Genomic DNA, 25,729 nt, shown 5'->3' on the forward strand with positions numbered 1-25,729 from the left:
TCAGTGTTACAGATTATAAAATCAACACCTGTAATACCTGCCTTGTACATGTGGTTTACTGCATTACCACCGCCGCCGCCAACACCAATAACCTTGATGATAGACGACTTTTCTTTTAACATCTCAAATTGCATAATCCTATTGTTCAGTTATATGTGATTTGACGAATTTTAGATTTCACCATTGTAATATTAGCACTTTTTCAACAACCTTTTTCCACAAATGTCTATAATGTGGAAAAATTGAAAATTGTGAATAAGTCAGCCTTTTGTTCCCCTCCTGAGAGGGGGCGCATTGGATTTGTGTGATGGCAGGGGTGTGTTTTACTCTGCAAATCTTATAAACACACCCCTACCCCTCTCCAGAGGGGAACCCGGCGCTCAAAGCTTGTTTCCTATTTCAAAAAGTCCTCATCTTTAATATCGTCCTTAATAAATTTCTTACCGCTTTCCAATATTTTGCCAAATAATCCAAACTTTTTATCCTCAGCGTATTTAACAGTTTTATCAACCTTTTCTGCGGCCGGGGTTTCTACTATTCCGGTATATTCCATCTTCTGGATACCTTTTATTAACAGACCTATACCTGTTGCAAAAGTTGGGCTTTGCAGCTCTTCGTAAACGTTTTTAGGCAATACTTCGTTCTTGGCTAAATGCTCGTTAGGATAGCCTACGCGGCAATCTAAGCCGGTAACAAATTCAACCATCTGCGGCAGATGTTTTAATTGCGCGCCGCCACCTGTTATTACAATACCTGCAATTAATTTTTTCTCGTACCCGGATGATTTGATCTCATAATACACATGCTCTACGATCTCTTCCATACGGGCCTGAATAACAAAAGCCAGGTTTTTTACTGATATTTCTTTGGGCTCACGTCCGCGTAAACCAGGCACACACACAATCTCATTCTCTTTGTTTTCTTCAGCTAAAGCTGATCCGAAACGTATCTTTAACTGCTCTGCAATATTGCGCATCACTGAACAGCCTTCGCGGATATCCTCGGTCACGCTGTTACCACCAAATGGTATAACCGCTGTATGACGAATAATACCTTCATGAAAGATGGCCACATCAGTGGTACCGCCACCAATATCAACCAAAACCACACCTGCTTCTTTTTCCTCGTCGCTTAATACCGACTCGGATGATGCCAATGGTTCCAATATCAGTTCCTGGCTTTCTAAATTTGCTTTGTTAACACATTTCACAATATTCTTTATAGCTGTAACCTGGCCGGATATGATATGGAAATTAGCTTCCAAACGTACACCCGCCATGCCGATTGGGTCTTTAACTCCAGGCTCGCTGTCAACAGTAAACTCTTGAGGTAATACATGGATGATCTCCTCGCCCGGAGGCATTACCAGGTTGTACATATCTTCTATCAGCTTGTCAATATCCTTGCGACTGATCTCTGATTGCAGATCGCGACGGGTTATCAGCCCGCGATGCTGTAAGCTTTTAATGTGCTGCCCTGCAATACCTACATTCACTACCCTTATCTCTACGTTTGATTGTGTGCTGGCAATTTCAACCGCCGCGGTAATGCCCTGCACAGTTTTGTCGATATTTGAAACTACACCACGGGTTACACCCGCAGACTCGGCCTTACCGATACCCAGTACTTCGATCTTGCCGTTTTTGCTGCGGCGGCCAACAATTACGCAAATTTTTGTGGTACCAATATCCAATCCCACTACAATTGGCGAACTTTTTTCTTGTGTTGAACTCTTATCCATATTACTGCTTTATTAGAGATGTGTCTTTTTTTAATTTTGTTGAATCAGCAGCAGCCTTCATTCTTACCGAATCTGCCTTTGAATTTTTTACGCCTATTATTTGGTTGGCATATTTAATGTTTATCAGCTTATAAGCATCCCAGCCAACTTGTGGCAATGCCTGTTTATAAAATGCCAGCAGGTTATGAAATTTCAGATCTAATGAATCTGCATTACCCAGCAATATGCGCTGGTTGCCAACCCTTGGTATCAATTCAATTTCATGCTCCTTGTTCACATATATCTGCGCTATCTGCGCATCCCAAAGCGAATCCTTCCTGATGTAAGAAACCGTTTTAAAAAGATCTTTTGCCAGCATAGTATGCAACGTATCTATCTTGCCGCCAAAAAACTCATCAATAAACCCGTTAGCTGCCAATACCCTCGCGGTATAGTTATCTGATAATGGAATTTTTAACCCATTCTTATCTATATAATAATCCTGGTTAAATTGGTTCATAACGCGCAATATGGGTTGGCGCTGTGCTATCTCTATCATAATAACACCATCCATATCCGCATATACTTTAACCAGTTCAATAAAAGGGTTTGCCTTTAATTTGCCTTCCAGGTCATGCAGGTTAATATTTTTCATTTTACGCCCAACCAATGTATAACTGCTGATGTGCAAAATATTCTCTACTTCCTCTTTGTCAATAAAATACTGGTTGCCCGGTATGTATATTTTTACATCCTTACAAACCACTTCCGCCTTTTTTATTTCGATGAAACTCATGAACACAACCAGTCCGCCCAGGCTTATCAGCCATAAGAAACTAATTAATAATATGCGCCATATTGGTTTCTTAAACATCTTCTAAAGCACTTTTTAATGGATATACTAACTGATCAATATCGCCCGCGCCAACTGTTAACAGCAGCTCGGGTTGTTCTGATCTTATTTTATTAATAGCTTCCTGCTTGCCTAATATTTGTTTGTTCTGCAACTTCATGCGGTCCAATATCATATTCGAGCTTACGCCTTCAATCGGTAGTTCACGGGCAGGATAAATATCCAGCAATATTAATTCGTCGCTCATATCCAATACCTCTGCAAACCCGTCCACAAAATCGCGTGTACGGGTATATAAATGAGGTTGAAAAATTGTTGTGAGTTTTTTATTTGGATATAAGCGTTTAATAGATGTAATAGCCGCCCTTAATTCTTCCGGATGATGTGCGTAATCATCAATATAAATATGCTGCTTGTTTTTAACAATGTATTCAAACCGGCGCTTTACTCCTTTAAATGAGCCTAAAGCACTTTTTATGGCATCCCAATCAATATGCAAACGCAATGTGGCTTCAATGGCAGCAACTGCATTTTCAATATTATGCAAACCGGCAATACCGAGTTTTATATTGGGGATGATGATAGACCCACGTTTAAAATCAAAATAAAAATCGCCATTTTCAATGCGAATATTTTCTGCCATCGCGTCAGCAGCTTCGGTGATGCTGTAAGTAAATCCATTGTTTAACGGAAGCCCCCGGCGATGGATCAATGCACCGCCCATTTTTATTTGCGATGCAAAAAGCTGAAATGATTCTGTTAATTGTGCATGGTCACCGTAAATATCCAGGTGATCAGCATCCATAGAAGTAACAATAGCAATATTTGGAAAAAGCGTAAGGAACGAACGGTCATACTCATCAGCCTCAACCACCACGATATCATTATTGCCAAACAATACATTGGTTTGATAATTGGATGCAATACCACCTAAAAATGCCGAACAATCTTTGCCCGAATCTTTCAATATATGTGCTATCATACACGAGGTAGTGGTTTTACCATGTGTGCCTGCAACAGCAATAGTGAATTTACCTTTGCTAATCAATCCCAATACCTGCGAGCGTTTCCAAAGCACAAAACCCTTTCGCTGGAAAAAGTTTAAGATCACCGAATCCTTAGGAATAGCAGGTGTATAAATAATCAAGGTATTATCATCTACATCTCTAAAACTCTTTGGTATGCCTTCAGCGTTGTCTTCAAAGATCACCTGTATACCTTCATTACGTAATTCGTCGGTAAGGTCGGTAGGGGTTTTATCATAACCACAAACAATACAACCCAAATGACAGAAATAGCGGGCCAGGCCACTCATGCCGATGCCGCCAATGCCGATCAAATAAACCCGTTGTATGTTGCGTAATTCCATTGTTCTTAAAAAGCCCTCCTTCCTTTGCGGGGAAAGAGAGCTAAGATTTAATTGTTATTAATTGTTATTTGAATAACCTCTTTTGCAATAACCTCATCGGCATCAGGCAGGGCCATTTTACCAATGTTGTCGCTTAATTTTTTTTGTAATTCTTTATCATTTAAAAGCTCAATGGCTCTATCTATCAATTTCAATTCTGCATCCCTGTCGGCAACAAAAACAGCCGCCTGGTCATGTACCAGCGCCAGCGCATTTTTGGTTTGATGATCTTCTGCCACGTTTGGCGAAGGCACCAGGATAACCGGCTTTTTTACCACACATAACTCGGCAATAGTACCCGCGCCTGCTCTTGATATAATAATATCAGCAGCGGCATAAGCCAGGTCCATCCGGTTAACAAATTCCATTATGCGAATATTTGGATGATAATCTTCGCCCAACTTTTCAATTATACTGTTGTAATAAAACTTACCGGTTTGCCATATTACCTGCACATCGGCAGCTATTAATTTATCCAGGCCAGCCATCACGCTGTTATTTAAAGTACGCGCGCCCAAACTACCGCCCGTAACCATGATGGTTTTTTTAAACGCCGATAGCTTATACAGCTCTAAAGCCTGCATTTGCTTACCATCTATAGCAACCGATTCTTTACGGATTGGATTACCTGTTTTTATCAACTTATCTGCAGGGAAAAACTGCTCCATACCATCAAACGCAACACATATTTTTTCGGCCTTTTTACCCAGCCATTTATTGGTGATACCTGCATACGAGTTTTGCTCCTGTATTAAATAGGGTATCCCTTTTAATGATGCCGCATATAATAGCGGACCAGACGCATAACCTCCTACACCAACCGCCGCATCGGGTTTAAAATCTTTTATGATCTTAAGCGCCTTATTCACACTGCTGAATAATTTTACCGGAAACAGCAGGTTTTTCCAAATCGATTTACGTTGTATCCCTTGTATGTTCAACCCTATAATTTTATACCCCGCTGCCGGAACTTTTTCCATTTCCATACGGCCGATGGCACCAACAAATAATATCTCGGTAGCAGGATCAAGCTTTTTCAAAGCATTGGCAATAGCAATAGCCGGGAAGATATGCCCCCCTGTACCGCCGCCGCTAATAATGATCTTCTTTGATTTCACCGATTTTATTATTTGATTACACTGATTTATTTTCTTACCCGCTATTGTTCCCCTTTTAGGGGGTTAGGGGCTTATGCTATGTTCATTTGTATATTACCTGATTCTTTTATTTCGCCAACTACTACTTTTTTCGGGTCCTCTATATCACGGCTAACCGATAATATAATACCGAACGCTATGCTTGTAAACAAAATGGACGTACCGCCCATGCTTATAAAAGGCAAAGGCACACCCGTTACCGGCCCTAAGCCTACCGCTACCGCCATGTTGGCAAATGCCTGTATGGTTAAACTAAAGCTTAAGCCTGCGGCCAATAATGCCCCGAACGCTTTTGGCGCTTTTGTTACAATCTTTATACATCGATATAATAAAAACAAGTAGATGCCTATTAGTGCTATCCCGCCTACCATGCCGTATTCTTCTATTATAATGGCGTATATCTCATCCGAATATGCCTCAGGCAAATAATTCACCTCGTTGCTTTTACCCGGGCCTTTGCCAAACAACCCGCCGGTAGCAATAGCTATTTTAGCATGGTCTGCCTGAAATGATTTATCAGGATTTGCTGCTTCGGGGTGTAAGAACGTATGGATACGCGATGTATAGGTATGCCTGCGCGGACCTAAAAACACTACACCTGTAAGCAATATGGCACCTGCTAAACAGGTAATTGCTATTTGCTTTATGCTGATACGGCCAATAATAAGCAGTAAAACGCTTACACCAAAAAGCATTAACGCGGTAGATAGATTTGCCAATGCTATCAATATAAAAACTATGCAAACCGCACCCATTATCGGGATGAATGATTGCTTAACATCTTTAATGTTTTCTTGCTTGCGCGACAGGGAACGCGCCAGGAATGTTATCAACGCCAACTTAGCCAGATCGGATGTTTGGAAGCTTAGGCCGGTACCGGGTATAGCTATCCAGCGACTGGCATCATTTACATGGCTACCAAATATCAACGTGTATAATAACAAGGGTATAGTGATATACATCAATAGTTTTGATATGCCCGAATAGTACCTGTAATCCAACTTATGCGAAATATACATCAGCACAATACCACCAATTATCATGGCCAAATGCTTCATTAAAATAGACTCGGCACCTACCCCACGTTTGTAAGCCAGCGTGCCAATAGCGCTATAAACAGACAACAGCGATATCAACGAAAGCAATATGACAATAAGCCATATCCAACGATCTCCCTTTATGTTACTGAGTATTGCGTTCATTTTACTTGTTTATAAATCTTAAATATCCGGCGTCATTGCGAGGAACGAAGCAATCTCTACACATGCATATTTTAGAGATCGTTTTGTTTTTGCGATGACGCTTTATTATATTTTTCTTTTTTCCTTCGGCATTCTACTTATGCTTAGCTTATGTAGAGATTGCTTCGTTCCTCGCAATGACGCGTTGGTTATTTGCACATCCGCAAATCTGCATATCCTATAACTCTTTTACTGCCGCTTTAAACTGCGTTCCTCTATCTTCATAATTTTTAAACAGATCAAAACTTGCACAAGCCGGTGATAATAAAACGGTATCTCCTTTTGTTGCTAAATGGTAAGCTATTTGTGCCGCTTCTGCTGCCGAAGATGTGTTTACTATAATGTCTACATCATCTTCAAAAGCGTTATGAATGCGTTGGTTATCCTTGCCTAAACATACTATTGCTTTTACCTTTTGCTTTACCAGGTCCTTAAGCATAGTATAGTCGTTGCCTTTATCTACGCCTCCTAATATCAACACCACGTCGCTGGTCATACTCTCTAATGCGTACCAGGTTGAGTTAACGTTGGTAGCTTTAGAATCATTAATGAAGCTAATGCCCGATATTTTGCCAACAGACTCCAGCCTGTGCTCAATGTTTTTGAATGTAGCCAGACTTTCCCTGAGGGTGTCGTTGCGTAATTCGAGCACTTTTGCTACAATACCAGATGCCATAGAGTTGTAGATGTTGTGCTTGCCTTGCAGGGCCAGTTCTGTAATTGACATTTCAAAATGTTCTTGAGGGGTGTTGATGACAATATTGTCGTTTTCGAGATATGCTCCCGTTGCAATTTTTTTTTTGATTGAAAATGGCAGTTGCCTTGCTTTCAGGTTGCGTCCTTCCATTCCTTTTATCGTTTCATCATCATCAGCACAGTAAATAAATACATCATCGGCTGTTTGATTTTGTGTTACACGGAATTTTGATGCTGCGTAATTTTCCATGTTATAGTCGTACCGGTCCAAATGATCGGGCGTTATGTTTAATAATACCGCTATGTCTGTTTTAAACCGGTACATATCGTCAAGCATAAAACTGCTTAGCTCTAAAACATAGCAATCGTATTTTTCGGTAGCTACCTGGTAGGCAAAACTTTTACCTATGTTACCTGCCAAACCCACATTTAATCCTGCATTTTTTAGGATGTAGTGGGTTAAACTGGTAGTGGTAGTTTTCCCGTTCGATCCGGTAATGCCTATTATCTTAGCCTTAGTATATCTTCCCGCAAACTCTATCTCTGATATAACCGGTATACCTTTTTCTTTTATTTTTTTGATGATAGGCGCCTTATCAGGTATACCCGGACTTTTTATTACTTCAACCGCGCTTAGTATTTCGGCCTCCGTATGTCCATTTTCTTCGAAGCGGATATTCCAGCCTTGTAACTGCTCTTTATAATGCGGGGTAATAGTGCCAAAATCTGAAACAAAAACATCATACCCCTGCTGTTGGGCAAGGTATGCCGCACCCACACCGCTTTCGCCGGCACCAAGGATTGCTATGTTTTTGTTTTCGTTCATTTTTTTTAGTCCATAGTCCATAGTCGATGGTCCATAGTCCTTTTATCTTTTTTACCATGGACCATCGACTATGGACCATAGACTTTATCCTACCTCAATTTCAATGTTATTACGGTTAAAATAGCCAGCATTATACCTATGATCCAGAAACGTGTTACAATTTTAGCTTCGTGAAAACCTTTTTTTTGATAATGGTGATGAAGCGGGGCCATTAAAAACACTCTTCGTCCTTCGCCAAATCTTTTCTTGGTGAATTTGAACCACCCCACCTGCATAATTACCGACAAGCTCTCCAACAGAAATATGCCGCACAATAGCGGTATCATTAGTTCCTTACGTATCATGATAGCGAATACAGCTATAATACCGCCTATTGCCAAACTGCCGGTGTCGCCCATAAATACTTGTGCCGGGTAAGAGTTGTACCATAAAAATCCAACACATGCCCCAATAAACGCACCGGCAAAAACCACCAGCTCTTCCGATTTAGGGATGTACATAATATTGAGGTAATCAGAAATAATGTAGTTACTTGATACATACGCCAGGATAGCCAGCGTAACCCCGATAATTGCCGATGTCCCAGTGGCCAACCCATCTATTCCATCGGTTATATTTGCCCCGTTGGATACAGCTGTTATAATCACAATAACAAAAAATAAGAATACAACCAGTGTATATTTTTGATAACCCGGCCCTAAAAACTTAAGCACTTTATCATAATCAAACTCGTTGTTCTTATAAAAAGGCATGGTGGTTTTGGTAGATTTAACATCCTGCGTTAAAACCGGCTTATTACCCCGCATGTGGAAATCTATCTTGGTATCATATTGTACAGGTAATTTAACTTCCTGCTGTATCATTATGTCTTTATGATTGTACATGGTAAAGCCTATAATAAGCGCTAAACCAACCTGACCCACAATTTTAAACCTGCCGGCTAAACCTTCTTTGTTTTTTTTGAATACTTTGATATAATCATCAAGAAAACCAATAGCGCCCAGCCATACCGTAGTTATTATCATCAGGATGATATAAATATTATCCAACTTGGCAAACAAAAGTGTTGGTATTAATATACCCAGGATGATGATGAGCCCACCCATGGTAGGTGTGCCTGCTTTTTGCATTTGGCCCTCTAAACCTAAATTCCTTACCGTTTCGCCTACTTGCTTGTAGCGTAAATAATCTATCAGTCTGCGCCCGTAAACGGTGGTCACAATTAACGACACAATAACTGCCATAGCCATCCTGAACGTGATGTATTGAAACACCCCCGTTCCCGGAATGCTGTAGTTTTTGTTTAAGTATGTAAATAGATAGTATAGCATTATCCCATCAATTTAAATTGGTTTATCAACTCTTCTTTATCATCAAAGTGATTTTTCACACCTTTTATTTCCTGGTATTTTTCATGACCTTTTCCTGCTAACAGGATAATATCACCCGGCTGTGCCAGCATACAAGCCGTTTTAATTGCTTCATGCCTGTCTGTAATACTTACGGTCGATCTTTTAAAAGCCGGGTCAACCCCTGCTTCCATATCCTTAATAATCGCCTCCGGATCTTCAGAGCGTGGATTATCAGATGTAAGTATTACCTTATCACTCCACTCGCAGGCTACCTTTGCCATTATGGGGCGCTTGGTCTTATCCCTGTCGCCGCCGCAGCCAATTACGGTTATTACTTTTTCAGTGCTTTTACGGATATCATGAATGGTGCTCAATACATTTTGCACAGCATCCGGCGTATGGGCGTAATCAACAATCCCAATGATCTTATTTGGTCCTACTACATAATCAAACCGACCTTCGGCACCTGATAGTTTACTTAAGCCGGTTAATACTTTGGCCCTGTCCTGCTCTAACAACATGGCAGCAGCATATACTGCTAATAAGTTATATGCATTAAAGGTGCCTACCATCTTAAACCAAACTTCCTCGTTATCTATCAGCAGCAATAAGCCACCGAATTGATTTTCAAGGATCTTGCCTTTATAGTCCGCCATACTTTTAAGGGCATAGGTTTTTTTATAGGCCTTAGTATTTTGCAGCATCACGCTGCCATTCTTGTCGTCGCTATTAGTTAATGCAAAAGCGTTTTTTGGTAAACCGTCAAAAAATGTTTTTTTGGCTTTTAAGTAATTATCAAACGTTTTGTGATAGTCTAAGTGGTCATGCGTCAAATTAGAGAATATACCGCCCGAAAATACCAATCCTTCTATTCTGTGTTGGGCCACCGCGTGCGAGCTTACTTCCATAAAGCAATAATCGCAGCCTTGCGTAACCATTTCATCCAGTAGCTTATTCAGTTCTACAGGGTCGGGTGTGGTATGGGTTGATGGGATGACTTTGCCATTAACCTGGTTTTCTACCGTTGAAAGTAAACCGCATTTATAACCCAGATCGCGAAACAATTGATACAATAATGTAGCAATGGTAGTTTTGCCATTAGTGCCCGTTATCCCAACCAACTTTAATTTATTGGATGGGTTGTCATAAAAATTAGCAGCAATAATACCCAGTGCAATGGCCGAATTTGCCACCATTAAAAAGTCGACCTCGCCTGCTGTATGGCCCGGCAGTTCCTCGCATATTACTGCTATGGCTCCATCTTTTACAGCTTGCTCAATATAATCATGACCATCAACCAGTGTACCTTTTACTGCAACAAATAAACAACCCGGCACAACCTTGCGCGAATCAAACACAACAGCGCTGATCTCTACGTCTACCGCGCCTTGCAGCTCGGTAAACGGTAACCCGGTTAATATGTCGCTTAAATATCTCACTCTAATATTATTGTAATTTTTGAACCTTTTGGCACCTGGCTTCCTCCTGTTATGGATTGGCTTTTTACTACACCACTACCTTTCACACCTACTTTATACCCGGCGTTACCTAATAAATATAGGGCATCACTTAATCCCATACCTGTTACTGTTGGTACAGTGCCGGTTTTGTATTTAACTTCTTCATATGGCAAACCGCTGCTGGTATCTAAACCAGTATTAACCGCGGCATACAATGGCTTAACGCCCAATTTTGAATATACTTGTTTTAACGCGCTTAAATTACCCTGCTTAACTTTTGGTAAAGTTGTATTACCTACAAAATGCGCGGGCGCATTATGTTTCATTTCCAAATCGCTTGAGTATACCCTGTCTGCCACCTCCCTAAATACCGGGCCAGCCACATAAGCTGCCAGATAATTGCCCGCCGTTGGGTGATTGATCACTACTATCATAGCATATTTAGGATGATCTGCCGGGAAATAGCCGCAGAAAGATGCCTGGTAGGTTTTTTGTTCGCCATAACCTGCTCCGTCATTTGCAATTTGAGCCGTACCTGTTTTACCTGCTACCGTGTATAAATTGTTTTTGATAAAGGTCTTACCCGTTCCGTTCAATACAACCCCCTCCAACAGGCTTTTCATTTTACCTAATGTAGCGTCCGAACAAACTTTAGGATTGATAACCCTTGCCTGAAAATGCTCAACAGTATTACCCATGCGCTGTATCTCCCTTACAAAAATTGGCGCTATCATTTTGCCGTTATTGGCAATAGAATTATATAAGGTAAGCATCTGTAAGGGTGTAATTTGCATTTCGTACCCGTAGGCCATTTGCGGCAATGTTAATTTGCTCCAGCTTCTGTTTGCTGGATTTTTAACTACCGGGCGCGCTTCGCCGGGTATTTGCAGGTCAAGCCTTTTATTTAAATGCAGGGCATATAAATTATCTGTAAATTCCTTAGGGTTATCTTTATAATGCGAGCTGATAAATTTTACTACCGCAACGTTTGATGATTCTTCAAAGGCGTGTTTCGCGGTCATCGGGCTTGGGTTGTATTCTGCATCGGTAAAGGTTTTTAGCACTTTATCCTTATAATACATTTTATATTTTCCGCCTTCAACATCAACCAAACTATTGGTATCAATTTTATGCTGATCAAACGCTGTCATGTACGATGCTAATTTAAATGTCGACCCCGGATCTCGCGCGTCACTTATAGCGTAGTTCAATTTTTCCTGGTAATCTTTAGCCTCGTAACCGCCGCCTTTTATATGGGTAAAATTAGCAATGGCCCTAATTTCGCCGGTTGCTACTTCCATTAAAACCACACAGCCATGATCGGCCTGGCTTTTTATCAGTTGTTTCTTTAACGCATCCTGTGCAACATCCTGGTAGTTAACATCAATGGTGGATATAATATCGGCACCGTCCTTAGCGGGTATTTCTTCATCTTCATCATTAACCGGCATATAGGTGCCGCCGGCAATACGCTGCATTAAACGTTTGCCATTTTCGCCATTAATATAGCTTGCGTAAGCACCTTCCAAACCAACAGCGTTTTTTACGTTTTCGTTTTTATAGCCTATGGTACGTGCCGCTAATGAGCGGAAAGGCAGGATACGTTTGTTTTGCTGCAACACAATTAAGCCGCCCTTATATTTTCCCATGTTAAATATCGGGAACTTTCTTATCTGCTTTAATTCCTGAAAAGTTACCTTGCGCCTTATTAACTCATAACGCGAACTATCTTTACGGGCATCACGCAACATGCGTGAATATTCCGTTTCTGATTTATCAGGGTAAAGCTGTGATAGTTTAAGAGCCAATGAATCAACTTTTCCGTAAAACGCTTTATCTTCGGCAATACCACCAGCAAACATATCCATGTGCAGTTCATACTCTGGTACAGACGTAGCCAGCAAACTGCCATCAACCGAAAGTATATTACCACGGGTAGCTTCAACGCTTTCATAACGGGTTGAAAGTTTAGAAGCCATTGCTTTCCATTTATTGCCCTGTACAAATTGCAAACGGTACATTTGTACCACAACAGCCAGGGCAAAAAGCAATATCAAGCCAAAAGCTAAATAAACACGGAGCAGTATATTGGTTCTGATACTCATTGTGCAGCATCCTCCTTCATCGTAATTTTTTGCGCAGGTTGTATAGACTCTCTTATTCCTAAAGTATCTACACGCTTGGCTACTTCTGTTAAAGTACTTTTATAAGCAAGGTCGGCTTTGGTTATTTTATATTCCCAACCTAACTCGTGTACCTCTTTGGTTATTTTTTCTATATCACGTATATTTTTTTCGGCCAGGTGACGGTTGCCTATATATATCATTCCTAAAAAAGCCAGGAACAAAACAAAAGGCAAAGCACGGGTAGCATCATCAGTAGTGATAAATCCTTTGGTTAAAAACTTGGTCAGAAAGTTGTCGGGGATTTCCTTTACGGTCTTTTCCTCAACGATCAATTCGCTCTCCAACTCTTCTTCCGGAATTTCTGTACGCAAACGATTCATCTCTTTACTGCTATTCTTAATTTTGCACTGCGTGCCCTGTTATTAATTGCTATCTCCTCTTCTGACGCTGTGATCGCTCCGCGACTTACCGCATCAAATGGCTTTTGGTCATTGCCAAAAAAATCTTTCTCTACCTCGCCGCTAAATTTGCCTTTGGCGATGAAATTTTTCACCAGCCTGTCTTCCAGCGAATGGTATGACATTACTACCAACCTTCCGCCCGTTTCCAACACCTCTGCCGTTTGAATTAAAAAATCTTTCAATGCCTCAAGCTCTTGGTTCACTTCAATACGCAATGCCTGGAACACTTGCGCTAGGTATTTATTTTCTTTTCCTTTCGGGATGCGTGCTGCGATGGCATTTTTTAAATCAGCAACTGTTATAATTGGCGCGTTTAACCGGGCAGTTACAATTGTATTTGCCAGCGATTTTGCATTTTGTATCTCACCGTAAATACCGAATATGCGGTGCAGCTCGGCCTCCGAATAATTATTTACTACTTCTTTAGCGCTTAGTTCTGCCGATTGATTCATGCGCATATCCAACTCCGCATCAAAACGAATAGAGAACCCACGCTCGGCCTGGTCAAACTGGTAGGATGATACGCCCAGATCAGCCAAAATACCATCAACCGGGATAGCGCCGTGCAGGCGGCAAAAGTTTTTCAGATAGCGAAAGTTCTGATCAATGAACACAAAGCGTTCATCATCTATTAAATTTTGCTGCGCATCGGCGTCCTGGTCAAAAGCCAGCAATACGCCGTCTTTACCCAAGTGCTTTAATATTTCTTTTGAATGACCACCGCCACCAAAGGTTACGTCAACATACGTGCCGTCTTTTTTTATGTTCAGGCCCTCAATACACTCCTGCAGCATTACGGGATTATGATAATTGCTCATCATTCCTCCTTCCTGCGTTACCCATTACCTCTTCGGCAAGGTTTGCAAAGTTTTCAGGCTCGTCATCCATTTGCGCTTCATAAGCCTCCTGGCTCCAAACCTCTATTTTATTAAACTGGCAGGCCAATACCACATCAGCATTAATGCCTGCATATTCTAATAATGGTTTAGGCAAAAGCACCCGGCCGGCCCCATCAAGTGTTAATTCTGACGCGCCACGGGTAAAATATCTTATAAATTCGCGTGTTTTTTTCTCGTACGAATTGAGCTTGCTCAGGTCCTCAACTATCTTATCCCACTCATTACGGGTGTAAATAACCAAATGCTTTTCGAAACCGCGATTGATGACAAGCCCCTCACTTACAGCTTCGGGAAGCTGTTTTTTGAGGCCAACGGGTATCATCATACGCCCTTTAGCATCCAGTTTGCAATCAAATTCGCCTAAAAAATTTGACATAGTTACACTTCGACAATTTTGGTAACGTAAAAGTAAATTAGTTTTACCACTTTTTAACACATTTTACCACCAAAAGTTTTCAACACTATTGTGATAATCTTTACTCCCATTTAAAAAATAAAAAAGCAACGGCAAATCACTGAAGCCTGATTTACAACAGAGTACTATTATTTAACGTTTAATAATTGAGAATTATTGGTCAGGTATATGCTATAAAAGAAACGTTTTTTTATAAGCATGTGCTTCAAGTGTACCAGGGTGTACTCAGGTGTATCAACGTGTTCGTGGTACAGTACACTGCCATGACGTGCTTGTTTAAACCTTGTAAGACTTGTGAAATTTTATAACTCAGGATGAAATATCAGGATGACAAGTAGTACTAAATAATCCCGTACAACGCTCCACCCTTTTCTCCCATTTTATCCACCAGCTTCTCAACTTCCGGGTCTTTCTCTAACACGGGTGCATGATGCGGTTTGATCCTCGCGTCAATTATCAGCGGACCATTACAGCCCCAGTGCTTATGCTCTATAAATTCATTAATACCATAAATATCATGCGATGGGTTGCTGCGGGTAAAGGTTACCCACACAAAGTTATTCAGGTTTTGGGCAGTAAAGGCAGCATTATCACACAATACCATTAACGGGATGCCCGACAGATCGGTTTCGCCAAAATGTTCCTGTAAAATTTCCAACATCAGGGGCATATCGCTGGTTCTTATATTGTTAGGAACCTCGACGGCCAGCACACCCGGCATTACCATTTTGTAATTAATAAATGGCAGCGGCAATTCAAAACCTGCAGGCACACCGCTCCATAGCTCACGCTTAATATCGCCGGCAACGGTAACCGCTAATTTACTGCCGGAATTTAGTCCGCTGCCGCTATAATCTAAGGTGTCAATAGTGGTTTTGGTATGAAAATGCAAATCACGGGTTAAATCTATGCGCTGCAGTATGTGTGTTAAAAAAGCACCAATATCATTTACATTTAGTTTTGGGTCATCCTCCTGCGCGGCAATGAACAAGTATTTAGCCAGGCTCAATTGGTTCTTACCTAATATATGGTTGGCAATGGTTAATATTTCCTGTGGTTTACGTTCTTTTATATAGGGCGTATAGCGCTCACTGCCTATGGCAAATAACAGAGGGTGCACTCCCGCTGCGTCAACGGCATTAACCGCGTGTAATCCTGGTATTTCCTGCGATAAAGCCGAACCGGCAATTTCATGTATCAGCGCGCCAAAACTGGTATCTTCCTGCGGTGGCCTGCCTACTACTGTAAACGACCATACCGCATCCTTACGATGATAAACATTATGAACTTTTAGTAACGGGAACGGGTGTGCTAAACTATAATAACCCAAATGATCGCCAAACGGGCCCTCTGGTTTATTTTCGTGCGGCTCTACCGTGCCGGTTATTATAAAGTCCGCGTCTGCAGAAATACAAAACCCTTCTTCATCATAAAAATAGCGGAAACGGCGATTACCCAAAGCGCCGGCAAAGGTCATTTCTGATAGGCCCTCGGGTAACGGCATCACTGCTGCCACCGGGTGCGACGGCGGGCCGCCTACAAATATACTTACCTTTAACGGCTGCCCTTTTGCATTGGCCTTGGTTTGGTGTACACCTATGCCACGGTGCAGTTGGTAGTGCAGGCCAATTTCTTTGTTTAATATATAATCATTGCCAGCCATTTGTATGCGGTACATGCCCAGGTTGGCATTCATAATACCGAGCTTGTCGCTATCCTCGGTATAAACCTGTGGCATGGTAACAAACGGACCACCATCTTTGGGCCAGTTTACAATTTGCGGCAGATCACTGATATCGCATTTAGCAAAATCTTTCTTACCCACTTTCATCGGCAAAGCCGATAAGGCGGTAAGCGCCACACTACCATACTTAAAGGGATGTTTGATAGCTTTTAAGGGGTCTGATTTTATGTCGACCAATGTCTTTACTTTATCCAGCGAATCCCTGAAAATAAATTTAGAGCGCTCCAGCGTACCAAACAAATTAGATACCGCGGGAAATTTACTACCCTTTACATTTTCGAATAAAATGGCCGGCCCGCCATGCTCGAACACGCGCAGGTGTATTTGTGCCATTTGCAGATAAGGGTCAACCTCTTCTTTTATACGTATTAAATGACCATGTTTTTCAAGGTCGGTAATGCAGGCTTGTAAACTTGGGTAACCCATATTAATTAGCTAAACAGCAGCAAATGTACAAATTGAAAAAGTGTATGATGGTATAGTATTTTATCATTCTAAATCAGGCTCTGTTCTCCACTAAATCCATAGACAAACATTAAACAATGTGCTTAAAAAAAGTTATTATTACTTTTAGAGCCTAAACGTTTTGGTGTTAATATGTCGGTAATTGAGCTCACTATTATTATACTCATCGGCTCGTATTTCGCGGGCCTGTTAGGTTCGCTAACCGGCCTGGGCGGCGGGTTTATCATCATCCCCTTACTCACCTTATTATTGCATGTTGATATTCATTATGCTATTGGCGCGTCCCTTATATCAGTTATTGCCACATCGTCCGGATCAGCAGCGGCTTACGTAAAAGAGGGTATTACCAATATGCGGCTGGGTATGTTTTTAGAAATAGCTACAACGGCAGGGGCCATGACAGGCGCTATGCTGGCAATTTATACATCCACACATTATATAGCCATACTATTTGGGTTGATATTAATATCATCAGCTTTAATGTCATTACGAAAAAAAACCGGGCAGATCACTAAACACAAAAGCTACCTGGCCGAAAAACTAAAGCTTAACAGCAGCTATCCAACAGCAGATGGCGAGGTTGAGTACGGTGTAAATAATGTAGCAGGCGGCTTTTTCATGATGTTATTTGCAGGTGTTATATCGGGCCTGCTGGGGATAGGATCCGGCGCTTTAAAGGTTTTGGCCATGGATAGCATTATGCGTATACCGTTTAAGGTTTCAACCACTACCAGCAATTTCATGATTGGTGTTACTGCTGCGGCAAGCGCGGTGGTTTACCTGCAGCGGGGGTATATTGATCCGGGCCTGTCAATGCCGGTTGTTATTGGTGTATTGCTTGGTGCCATGAGCGGGTCGAAGATATTGGTAAACAGTACTTCATCCAAATGGATAAGGGTAGTTTTTTCGGTGGTGGTAAGTGTACTGGCTATACAGATGATTTATAACGGTATAATGGGAAAGATTTAAAATAGTGATTAGTTATTGGTGATAAGAGATTTAGTAGATATATAATAAAATAGTGCTATACAAATGAACAAACTTAAAGATACAGATATACAATCTGCAATAGGCTGGGTATTACGCACAGGTGTATTTCTTTCCATCGGCATTGTACTTTTTGGGGGAATAGTGTACCTATACAGGCATGGAAATGAGATAGCTGATTACCACACATTTAAAGGTGTACCAGATTTTGTGCGAACCGGCGCCAATATTTTACATGGCATATTAACTTTTAGGGGCAGAGCAGTAATACAAGGCGGCATCGTTTTATTAATAGCCACACCTATTATACGCGTACTATTTTCGGCAGTGGGGTTTATATTAGAGAAAGATTATTTGTATACAAGTATTACGATATTGGTCTTACTAATAATTTTCATCAGCATGCTAAGCGGGCACGCGGGATAGGTTATTAATTTCCGGATGTATTACCGGCCACCCCGCCAGTTGCACGCTTTTGCTCATCTTCATTACCGGCACTATGCCGGGTTGTTCCTTTAAGTGACGTATTTCCAAAACGATAAGTAAAGCCTAATCTTATAACCCGGGTCTCTATCTTGTCATAAATTGTCATATTAAGGTTTTGATAATTAACAACTGCCCTATCTCTATAGGTATTAAAAATATCATTTATAGTTAACCGCAACGTTCCATTTTTATTAAACAGCTGCTTACTAATACCCGCGTCCACTCGATAATTTGCCTTGATCTGGCCAATGCCATAAAAATTAGGCGTTTCGTATTTACCGGTAAGTTGTGCAGACATTGTACTGCATATTTTAAAATCTTGCTCACTTGATAAAATGATATCCGACGTACCTTTATTTAAATTACCATTTTCAGGATAGGCCTTAAAGCGCTGATAAGAGGCATCCGCTAAAAAATTGCCATTCCACCATGCATTAAATGTAACAGGGGCAAAAAACTTTAAGCCTACGCCCGAAAAGGAGCCGAAATTTTTCTTTGTGGTAATATTTACTTTTGATGAGTCATTTTGTGAATAATCAGTTAAATCATAAAGATCAGTAATAACAGCGGCATATAAAGTGGTTATAAATGTTTTATTATAGGTATGCGATAATTGTATCCTATTGGCATATTGAGGAAGTAAGTTGGGATTGCCTGAGCGATAATCATACAAATCAACATAATATAAAAACGGGTTTATATCCTCATATTGCGGTCTGGTTATACCACGGTTAAAGCTAAAATTAAACTCATTTTTTTCGTCGGCCTGGTAAATCAGCTGCAATTGTGGGAACCAATCCAAATAGCTTTTTTTAGTATATTTCATCGTGGTTGCCGAGGTCGAGGTCGAATTGGTTTCTTCAATGCGTAACCCTGCCGTCATATTTAATTTACCTATATTGTTAGTGTAATTGATATAACCCGAGTTAATATTTTCCTTAAATATAAAGGTATTGCTAAACTTAGGGGAGCTTGTATAAATGCCATTTACTTTGGGCCCAAAAACCAAATCATTATTACTCTCTACCCAACTGTATTTTACACCGGCCTCTATTTGTGATGTTTTTGAAAGCGGGTTAACATAATCAATCTTTGCCGCCCAAATATGTATGACAGATGGTGATAGGTTTTGCAGGTACAAGGGCAAACGGTAACTGACGCCGGCAGCATTATAAAAATGATTGTCTATATACTCGGCAGAGTGACGGTCAATCTTATTAAATACTAAATCTGCTGATAGCGTTTTTCCTGCGGCATCCAGTTTGCCGGTATAATTAACATCATAGCTTATATTACTTTGCCCCCGATTTGGCTTTGACATGGTAGATATGGTAGAATCCAGCTTGCCTTGGTTACTGATATTTAATACATTATTTTTTATATAATCATTATTATTAACCGTGCCGCTTACTAAAAAGCCCAATGTACTATTATGTGAAATAACAATATCTGTACCTAACCTAAAATTATGACTTTTGCCTAATTGGGTGGCAGAATAATTAACATCATAATCACTTAATAAACCACTATAGTTGATAATCCGATCTGTAGTAATATTGTGAAAGGTTTTATTTTGAAGATAACTGTAATTACCAAAAATATTTACGTTATCCATGCGGGTATTAAAATTTAACCCTGCATTGGTTTTGTAAAATTTACCATAACCAATGCCAGCATTCGCTGTAAAGTTTGTACCTGCATTAGTTCCTTTTTTTGAAACGATATTTATCACACCCGCGCCCCCAGCCTCATATCTTGATGACGGATTGGCTATTAACTCTATCTGCTGTACATTACTGCCCGGCATACTTTGTAGTAAATCAGTTAGATCTTGCCCCGATAAATTTACCTGCTTGCCATCAATTGTTATTAAAGCACCCTGGCGGCCAATAATACTTAAATTGCCATGACCATCATCATGTACACCCGGTGCCTGTCGTAAAATTTCAATTACAGAATTTCCTTCAGCAATTATACTGCTTTGAACATTTAATACAACCTTACCCGGTTTAACTTCCACATAAGACCGCTGAGCGGTTATAGAAACTTCTTTTAATTGTGGAAGATGAGGGACAAGTACAATATCGTTGTTAACAACTTCTTTACCCGCCATCAGTTCATACGGACCGGTTAAAGATTGTTCATACCCTATTTTGCTTACCAGTAGTAAATAATTACCTGGTTTGGTACTAAATTTAAACAAGCCATTTACATCGCAGCCTATTGATTTGATGATAGATGAATCAGCTGCAGCCAACAATATAACCGTAGCAGCTTCAGCAGCCAAATGCTTATCATCAGAAACCTTACCATAAATTTCCGAAAGACTTGTTTGTGCGTATGAATAGCTGTACGCACACACCATGAACGTTATTAATAAGCCCCTCGTTAAAAACTTCATTAAATGTATTGATGTAGAATTTATTATAACCTAATATTAAATTATAAATATGCAATAACTTATGCGTATAAAATATCTATTATCGGGTTTTTACACCTTATTTGCAACTAAAGTTATCAATATCCGACTTATATGATATATAAGTTTCTAAATTATATAATAAAAAAAAGTTATCCCTATTTTTATTAATTTTCCCCAGTAAAATATTACCACTGATAAATGAAAAAAATAGCTTTTTTTTTACTGACCATACTTTTTACAGTTAAGATTTTTGCACAGGCCGAACCACCAAAATATATGGCTACTGCAATCCAGTTTAAAAAGTTTTATAATGCTAATAGCCCCGACAGTATTTCTAAAGACTTTAGTCCCGAAATGATGGCAGCCTTACCTGGGGATAAATTTAAAACTACTACAACGCAGTTAAGAGGGCAGCTTGGGCAACTGTTAAAAACCGAATTCCTGAAATACAATAATCCACTGGCTGTTTATAAAGCTACTTTTCAAAATGGAACATTTTTACTTAATATCTCATTAAATAGTAAAGACCAAATAATTGGATTGGTATTAACCCCCTATCAGGAGCCTGCTAAAATTGATACCAGGATCGATCAGGCTATAACAGAATCGCCAATATTGTTAAAAACATTGTCGGGTTCTATTTCCGGTACTTTGGCGGTACCAAAAGATGCAAAAGATAAATTTCCGGTTGTGTTAATAATTGCGGGCTCGGGCCCGGTTGACCGTAATGGTAACAGTGCCAAACTTAACCTGGCTACAAATGACTATAAATTAATGGCCGAAGCTTTAGGCAAAAATGGCATCGCATCTTTACGTTATGATAAACGCCTGGTTGGCGAAAGCCCAGGCTCTGGTAAAGAAAGCGAACTGCGTTTTGACGACTATGTAGATGATGCCATTGGTTTGATCAATTTATTAAAAGAAGATCAGCGGTTTTCAAAGGTAATTGTAATGGGCCATAGCGAGGGTTCGTTGGTTGGGATGCTTGCTTCCAGGGCTACTGAAACAAGTGTTAACGCTTTTATTTCACTTGCCGGCGCCGGCCGGCCGGCCGAAGAGGTATTAACCGAACAAATGAAATCGCAGCCGCAATATCTTGCTGATGGTTTTAAAAAAGTCATGGATTCATTACGCAGAGGTAAGGTCCAAAAAAGCGTCGACCCTTCGTTATATTTTATAATCAGGCCAAGTATACAAATGTATGTAATGAGCTGGTGCAGGTTCGATCCGCAGAAAGAGATAAAAAAATTAAAAATCCCAACATTAATTGTACAAGGCACTACCGACTTGCAGGTAACGCTTGAAGATGCTGATAAACTAAAAAAGGGAAAATCAACATCCATACTAACCATTATCCATGGCATGAACCATGTACTTAAAGATGCCCCTGCCGATAAGACACAGAACCTGGCTACTTATAATCAACCAGACCTGCCTTTGAAACCTGAATTAGTGACGAGTGTGATTGACTTTGTGAAAGGAGTAAAGTAAGCTCCACCCAACCCTCCCCGGAAGGGAGGCCCTATAGAGAACTGCTTAATAATTATCCTGCAACCTTCTTATCACAATTATCTCACTGATATGATAAGCGTTATGATCTGCAATTTGCAGGGCTTCGCGTAAAATGGTTTGCCCGTTGCCATGCGGAAGCTTTTTATAAATATCCTCTTTTTTTACCAGTTCAATAAATTCTGTAAGATCATTATCTATTTGCTTTAAAGAGTTTTCCCAGGCTTCATCGTCTGCGGGGGAGCTTTCCTTTGGCCAGTAATCATCCGGCCATTTTGGCGATTTATGGTTGGCATTCAAGCAAAATTGCACCATATCCCATTGGGCAATACGTATATGTTCTACCAATTGCCATATGCTATAAGGTAGTTTATCTGGTGTAGCCCCCCGCGCTTCGGCAGGAAGGCCCTTTAGTGCACCTTTTAAGCTAATATGGGCGCTGCCGCCTTGTAGTAGTTTTACTACTTCATCAATAATAATTTCATGCTCGTTGTTCATAACAGGTGTTTGTTTTTAATAGACAATCGCTTTTTTGGGTTAAATGTTCTAAGTTTATGCAACAAAACATTATCTGTAATGGTCAGGAAAATATTGCTTCTTCTTATAGTATGTGCTACCTTGTTTATAGGATGTAAAAAAGATGCCGGTAGTGGCCCATCAGACAAAAAAGGCAACGAGGCATTTACAGCTTATGAAGAACATTTTCTGGATGCTTTATGGAAACTTAACCCCGATTGGGCAACCGGCGAAGGCTATCATAAATATGATAGCTTATTGGTTATCCCTAACGAGAAAAGCCGGGATGCCATGCTTAATTTTATTAAGTTGCAAAATGATTCTTTGTCGCGTTTCGAGGTGAATGATCTGTCGGAATTGAATAAAATAGATTATCGCCTGATGCAAAACCATTTGGATTATACCAATTGGCAAATCATGATACTTAAAGCATACGAGTGGAACCCCACCCATTATAATGTTGTTGGCACATTTGCACAAATACTAAATAAGCCTTATGCGCCTTTAGCTAAGCGTTTGCGTAATTTCTATGAAAAAATGGCAGACCTGCCTGCTTATTATAAAGAGGCCGAAAAGCAAATTAAAAATCCGGTACCCGAGTTAACCGACCAGGCTATTGAACAGCAAACAGGTGGCATTAATGTAATGGAAAAAGACTTCTTAGACTCATTAAAGAAAACTAATATCCCTAAGGACGAGCAGAAAAAAATGACGGAACGGGCTAAAATATCAGCAGAAAGTATTAGAGCCTATATAGCCTGGTTAAAAAACATTAAGAATGACCATGCCCGCAGTTTCAGGCTGGGTAAGGAATTTTATGATGATAAGTTTAAATACGAAACACAATCTGCCTACAGCGCACAGCAGTTATTTAACATGGCGGGCGAAAGGAAGAAACAGGTACACCGCGAAATGACCAAACTAAGCCGACAGCTTTGGCCAAAATATTTCGGAAAGAAAACCATGCCTGCTGATTCGCTTGAAATGATAAGCCGGGTATTGGATACGCTCTCGGGCAAGCACACCACACCTGGCGCGTTTCAGTCGGCCATTGAAAACCAGTTCCCTAAATTAACAGCATTTTTAAAAGCCAGGGACCTGGTTACAGTTGACCTTACTAAACCATTACTGGTACGTAAACTACCCGCTTATTTTGCTAACGCGGCATTTGCCTCTATGAGCTTACCGGGAGCTTACGACAAGGGAGGAAACTCTTACTTTTATATAAGTAATCTTTCTGCCCTGCCCCCAGATAAAGCCGAAAGTTACCTGCGCGAATACAATCAATATATTTTACAAATACTATGTATACATGAAGCCATACCCGGGCATTATGTACAGCAAGTATATGCTAATAAAGCCCAAAGCAAGATTAAAGCCATTTTTGGCAATACGGCCATGATTGAAGGCTGGGCCGTTTACAGCGAACAAATGATGTTGGAAAATGGTTATGATGATTCGCCCGAAATGAAGCTGATGTGGTACAAGTGGCACTTGCGGTCTGTTTGTAATAGCATTTTAGATTATGCTGTGCATTGTTTGAGCATGACCAAAGAACAAGCTATGACGTTTCTTACCAAAGAAGCTTTTCAACAGCAGGCAGAGGCCGAAGGTAAATGGAAACGTGTAAGTGTTACCAGTGTACAATTAGATAGCTATTACGATGGTTATAAAGAGATCATCGATTTACGCGAAGCTTATAAAACCAAAATGGGCGACAAATACAAACTGAAAGATTTTAACGAAAAATTTCTGAGCTATGGCAGCGTTCCTGTTAAGTTTATAAGAACTGCTATGCTGGGGAATAAATAATCATATAGTGAGGGGAATGTGAGCTGTTTCTGTGTTATCTTAAACAATAGGAAGATATTGTTGTAATAATATATAAGCGATCATTCAGCTTGTAAAATAAATAATCGTTTTTGAGTTTTGTCATCGCAAACAATAGTGTGGGATCTATCATATACATCCAACCATACACTTGTATGATTTCTCCCTCGGTTGGAAATGACAATTTTTAATTAAACTATAATGACAACTAATACCAACTGGCCCGAACTAATTTTCGATCAACTAAAAGACACAGTTGCTACCGTACAACTTTGGACACAGATAGTTGGCAAAATACGGTTAAAAAAAACGCCCTGGCTCAATCACTCATGGCACGTTACCTTATATGTTTATCCGCGTGGCTTAACTACCCATAGCATATCTTACGGGGATGGCAGCTTCCAGATTGATTTTGATTTTATAGCGCATGAGTTGATAGTTACCTGCAGTTCCGGCGAAAGCCAAAGAATAGAATTATACCCGCGCACTGTAGCGAGCTTTTACAAGGAACTTTTTGAAAAGCTGAAAATATTGGGTATTGACGTTACTATTTATGCCAAACCAAATGAAATTGACCCAGCTATACCTTTTGAACAGGACGACATTCATCGATCATACGATAAAGAACAGATAAACAAGTTTTTTAAAGCTTTATTAACCATTAACACAATTTTCACCGGGTTCCGCTCAAAATTTAGCGGCAAGTGCAGCCCTGTTCACTTTTTTTGGGGGGCGTTTGATCTGGCTGTTACCCGTTTCTCGGGCAGGCGGGCGCCATTGCATCCCGGGGGTATACCCAATATGCCCGACCGCGTAACGCAGGAAGCTTATTCGCATGAAGTAAGTAGTTGTGGCTTTTGGCCCGGCAATGAGCAATTTCCTTACCCAACTTTTTATGCCTACTGCTACCCCACCCCGGCTGCATTTAGCAAGCAACCGGTTAAACCAACCCAGGCATTTTATAGCACCGAAATGGGCGAGTTCTTTTTAAAGTATGATGATGTGCGATTGGCTGCTAATCCTGAAAAAACATTGCTTGAATTTTTAGAAACTACCTATATAGCCGCGGCGAATACCGGCAATTGGGACAGGAATGCTTTAGAGTGTGATTTCTCGTGGTTGGAGAGATGAAGATAACTCATCCGGCGAGTTAAAG

20 protein-coding genes are annotated in these 25,729 nt (G+C 40.4%); 5 read left to right on the forward strand and 15 right to left on the reverse strand.

Annotation, left to right across the window (positions count from 1 at the left end):
• Positions 1–394: 394 nt before the first annotated feature.
• The 13 genes from ftsA to JWR23_RS17410 form a co-directional block, all read right to left on the reverse strand.
• Positions 395–1,741, reverse strand: coding sequence for a cell division protein FtsA (ftsA, locus tag JWR23_RS17350; RefSeq protein ID WP_299517715.1), 1,347 nt, complete (start codon positions 1,739–1,741; stop codon positions 395–397).
• Position 1,742: 1 nt separating this feature from the next.
• On the reverse strand, positions 1,743–2,594 hold the full coding sequence (locus tag JWR23_RS17355) for a cell division protein FtsQ (RefSeq protein ID WP_299517718.1): 852 nt from the start codon (positions 2,592–2,594) through the stop codon (positions 1,743–1,745).
• Positions 2,587–3,942, reverse strand: a complete 1,356-nt coding sequence (murC, locus tag JWR23_RS17360) for a UDP-N-acetylmuramate--L-alanine ligase (RefSeq protein WP_299517720.1) — start codon at positions 3,940–3,942, stop codon at positions 2,587–2,589. Before murC ends, JWR23_RS17355 begins: the two co-directional genes overlap by 8 nt.
• 47 nt (positions 3,943–3,989) lie before the next feature.
• Entirely contained in the window at positions 3,990–5,099 is a 1,110-nt protein-coding gene (gene murG, locus JWR23_RS17365; RefSeq protein ID WP_299517722.1) for an undecaprenyldiphospho-muramoylpentapeptide beta-N-acetylglucosaminyltransferase, read from the reverse strand.
• A gap of 71 nt (positions 5,100–5,170) precedes the next feature.
• A complete protein-coding gene (locus JWR23_RS17370; protein ID WP_299517724.1) occupies positions 5,171–6,340 on the reverse strand; it encodes an FtsW/RodA/SpoVE family cell cycle protein in 1,170 nt (389 codons plus the stop codon).
• Positions 6,341–6,557: 217 nt separating this feature from the next.
• Positions 6,558–7,901, reverse strand: a complete 1,344-nt coding sequence (gene murD / locus JWR23_RS17375) for a UDP-N-acetylmuramoyl-L-alanine--D-glutamate ligase (protein WP_299517726.1) — start codon at positions 7,899–7,901, stop codon at positions 6,558–6,560.
• Positions 7,902–7,990: 89 nt separating this feature from the next.
• A complete protein-coding gene (mraY, locus tag JWR23_RS17380) occupies positions 7,991–9,232 on the reverse strand; it encodes a phospho-N-acetylmuramoyl-pentapeptide-transferase (protein ID WP_299517728.1) in 1,242 nt (413 codons plus the stop codon).
• Positions 9,232–10,692 carry a UDP-N-acetylmuramoyl-L-alanyl-D-glutamate--2,6-diaminopimelate ligase gene (locus JWR23_RS17385; protein WP_299517731.1) on the reverse strand — a complete coding sequence of 487 codons (1,461 nt, stop codon included), beginning with the start codon at positions 10,690–10,692 and terminating at the stop codon, positions 9,232–9,234. The genes mraY and JWR23_RS17385 overlap by 1 nt, the downstream gene beginning before the upstream one ends.
• Entirely contained in the window at positions 10,689–12,818 is a 2,130-nt protein-coding gene (locus JWR23_RS17390; RefSeq protein ID WP_299517733.1) for a penicillin-binding protein, read from the reverse strand. Before JWR23_RS17390 ends, JWR23_RS17385 begins: the two co-directional genes overlap by 4 nt.
• Entirely contained in the window at positions 12,815–13,219 is a 405-nt protein-coding gene (locus JWR23_RS17395) for an FtsL-like putative cell division protein (protein ID WP_299517735.1), read from the reverse strand. The genes JWR23_RS17390 and JWR23_RS17395 overlap by 4 nt, the downstream gene beginning before the upstream one ends.
• Positions 13,216–14,121 (reverse strand): 16S rRNA (cytosine(1402)-N(4))-methyltransferase RsmH, encoded by a 906-nt coding sequence (gene rsmH / locus JWR23_RS17400; RefSeq protein ID WP_299517738.1) that lies wholly within the window; start codon positions 14,119–14,121, stop codon positions 13,216–13,218. Before rsmH ends, JWR23_RS17395 begins: the two co-directional genes overlap by 4 nt.
• Positions 14,102–14,575: a division/cell wall cluster transcriptional repressor MraZ gene (mraZ, locus tag JWR23_RS17405; protein WP_299517740.1), complete on the reverse strand. Its 474-nt coding sequence runs from the start codon at positions 14,573–14,575 to the stop codon at positions 14,102–14,104. Before mraZ ends, rsmH begins: the two co-directional genes overlap by 20 nt.
• A 379-nt stretch (positions 14,576–14,954) precedes the next feature.
• The gene (locus JWR23_RS17410) at positions 14,955–16,784 is read right to left on the reverse strand and encodes a UbiD family decarboxylase (RefSeq protein ID WP_299517743.1); all 1,830 of its coding nucleotides are present in this window, start codon (positions 16,782–16,784) and stop codon (positions 14,955–14,957) included.
• A 171-nt stretch (positions 16,785–16,955) separates the two neighbouring features.
• On the opposite strand from JWR23_RS17410, the gene JWR23_RS17415 reads away from it, so the two are divergent.
• Positions 16,956–17,792 (forward strand): sulfite exporter TauE/SafE family protein, encoded by an 837-nt coding sequence (locus tag JWR23_RS17415; RefSeq protein ID WP_299517745.1) that lies wholly within the window; start codon positions 16,956–16,958, stop codon positions 17,790–17,792.
• A gap of 63 nt (positions 17,793–17,855) precedes the next feature.
• Entirely contained in the window at positions 17,856–18,236 is a 381-nt protein-coding gene (locus tag JWR23_RS17420; RefSeq protein ID WP_299517747.1) for a DUF1634 domain-containing protein, read from the forward strand.
• Positions 18,237–18,240: 4 nt separating this feature from the next.
• Here JWR23_RS17420 and JWR23_RS17425 read toward each other — a convergent pair whose 3' ends face one another.
• Positions 18,241–20,661, reverse strand: a complete 2,421-nt coding sequence (locus JWR23_RS17425) for an outer membrane beta-barrel protein (protein WP_299517750.1) — start codon at positions 20,659–20,661, stop codon at positions 18,241–18,243.
• A gap of 255 nt (positions 20,662–20,916) precedes the next feature.
• Between JWR23_RS17425 and JWR23_RS17430 the strand changes: the two genes are divergently transcribed.
• Positions 20,917–22,209, forward strand: coding sequence for an alpha/beta hydrolase (locus tag JWR23_RS17430; protein ID WP_299517752.1), 1,293 nt, complete (start codon positions 20,917–20,919; stop codon positions 22,207–22,209).
• 45 nt (positions 22,210–22,254) lie between these two features.
• Here JWR23_RS17430 and JWR23_RS17435 read toward each other — a convergent pair whose 3' ends face one another.
• Positions 22,255–22,725, reverse strand: coding sequence for a DinB family protein (locus JWR23_RS17435; RefSeq protein WP_299517754.1), 471 nt, complete (start codon positions 22,723–22,725; stop codon positions 22,255–22,257).
• A 78-nt stretch (positions 22,726–22,803) separates the two neighbouring features.
• Between JWR23_RS17435 and JWR23_RS17440 the strand changes: the two genes are divergently transcribed.
• Together JWR23_RS17440 and JWR23_RS17445 are read left to right on the forward strand one after the other, a co-directional pair.
• Entirely contained in the window at positions 22,804–24,555 is a 1,752-nt protein-coding gene (locus tag JWR23_RS17440) for a DUF885 domain-containing protein (RefSeq protein WP_299517756.1), read from the forward strand.
• Between the two features lie 219 nt (positions 24,556–24,774).
• Positions 24,775–25,704, forward strand: a complete 930-nt coding sequence (locus tag JWR23_RS17445) for a DUF5996 family protein (protein ID WP_299517758.1) — start codon at positions 24,775–24,777, stop codon at positions 25,702–25,704.
• Positions 25,705–25,729: the final 25 nt, after the last annotated feature.

The organism is Mucilaginibacter sp., assembly GCF_028288205.1.
Lineage (GTDB): Bacteria > Bacteroidota > Bacteroidia > Sphingobacteriales > Sphingobacteriaceae > Mucilaginibacter.

Bases quoted from the DNA above. Each gene is read 5' to 3' on its own strand.
- murD (WP_299517726.1), bottom strand. From the start codon at position 7,901: ATGAACGAAAACAAAAACATAGCAATCCTTGGTGCCGGCGAAAGCGGT.
- JWR23_RS17420 (WP_299517747.1), top strand. From the start codon at position 17,856: ATGAACAAACTTAAAGATACAGATATACAATCTGCAATAGGCTGGGTA.
- JWR23_RS17435 (WP_299517754.1), bottom strand. From the start codon at position 22,725: ATGAACAACGAGCATGAAATTATTATTGATGAAGTAGTAAAACTACTA.
- JWR23_RS17355 (WP_299517718.1), bottom strand. From the start codon at position 2,594: ATGTTTAAGAAACCAATATGGCGCATATTATTAATTAGTTTCTTATGG.
- mraZ (WP_299517740.1), bottom strand. From the start codon at position 14,575: ATGTCAAATTTTTTAGGCGAATTTGATTGCAAACTGGATGCTAAAGGG.
- rsmH (WP_299517738.1), bottom strand. From the start codon at position 14,121: ATGATGAGCAATTATCATAATCCCGTAATGCTGCAGGAGTGTATTGAG.
- JWR23_RS17395 (WP_299517735.1), bottom strand. From the start codon at position 13,219: ATGAATCGTTTGCGTACAGAAATTCCGGAAGAAGAGTTGGAGAGCGAA.
- murC (WP_299517720.1), bottom strand. From the start codon at position 3,942: ATGGAATTACGCAACATACAACGGGTTTATTTGATCGGCATTGGCGGC.
- mraY (WP_299517728.1), bottom strand. From the start codon at position 9,232: ATGCTATACTATCTATTTACATACTTAAACAAAAACTACAGCATTCCG.
- JWR23_RS17445 (WP_299517758.1), top strand. From the start codon at position 24,775: ATGACAACTAATACCAACTGGCCCGAACTAATTTTCGATCAACTAAAA.
- JWR23_RS17440 (WP_299517756.1), top strand. From the start codon at position 22,804: ATGGTCAGGAAAATATTGCTTCTTCTTATAGTATGTGCTACCTTGTTT.
- JWR23_RS17430 (WP_299517752.1), top strand. From the start codon at position 20,917: ATGAAAAAAATAGCTTTTTTTTTACTGACCATACTTTTTACAGTTAAG.
- JWR23_RS17415 (WP_299517745.1), top strand. From the start codon at position 16,956: ATGTCGGTAATTGAGCTCACTATTATTATACTCATCGGCTCGTATTTC.
- JWR23_RS17390 (WP_299517733.1), bottom strand. From the start codon at position 12,818: ATGAGTATCAGAACCAATATACTGCTCCGTGTTTATTTAGCTTTTGGC.
- JWR23_RS17370 (WP_299517724.1), bottom strand. From the start codon at position 6,340: ATGAACGCAATACTCAGTAACATAAAGGGAGATCGTTGGATATGGCTT.
- ftsA (WP_299517715.1), bottom strand. From the start codon at position 1,741: ATGGATAAGAGTTCAACACAAGAAAAAAGTTCGCCAATTGTAGTGGGA.
- JWR23_RS17425 (WP_299517750.1), bottom strand. From the start codon at position 20,661: ATGGTGTGTGCGTACAGCTATTCATACGCACAAACAAGTCTTTCGGAA.
- JWR23_RS17410 (WP_299517743.1), bottom strand. From the start codon at position 16,784: ATGGGTTACCCAAGTTTACAAGCCTGCATTACCGACCTTGAAAAACAT.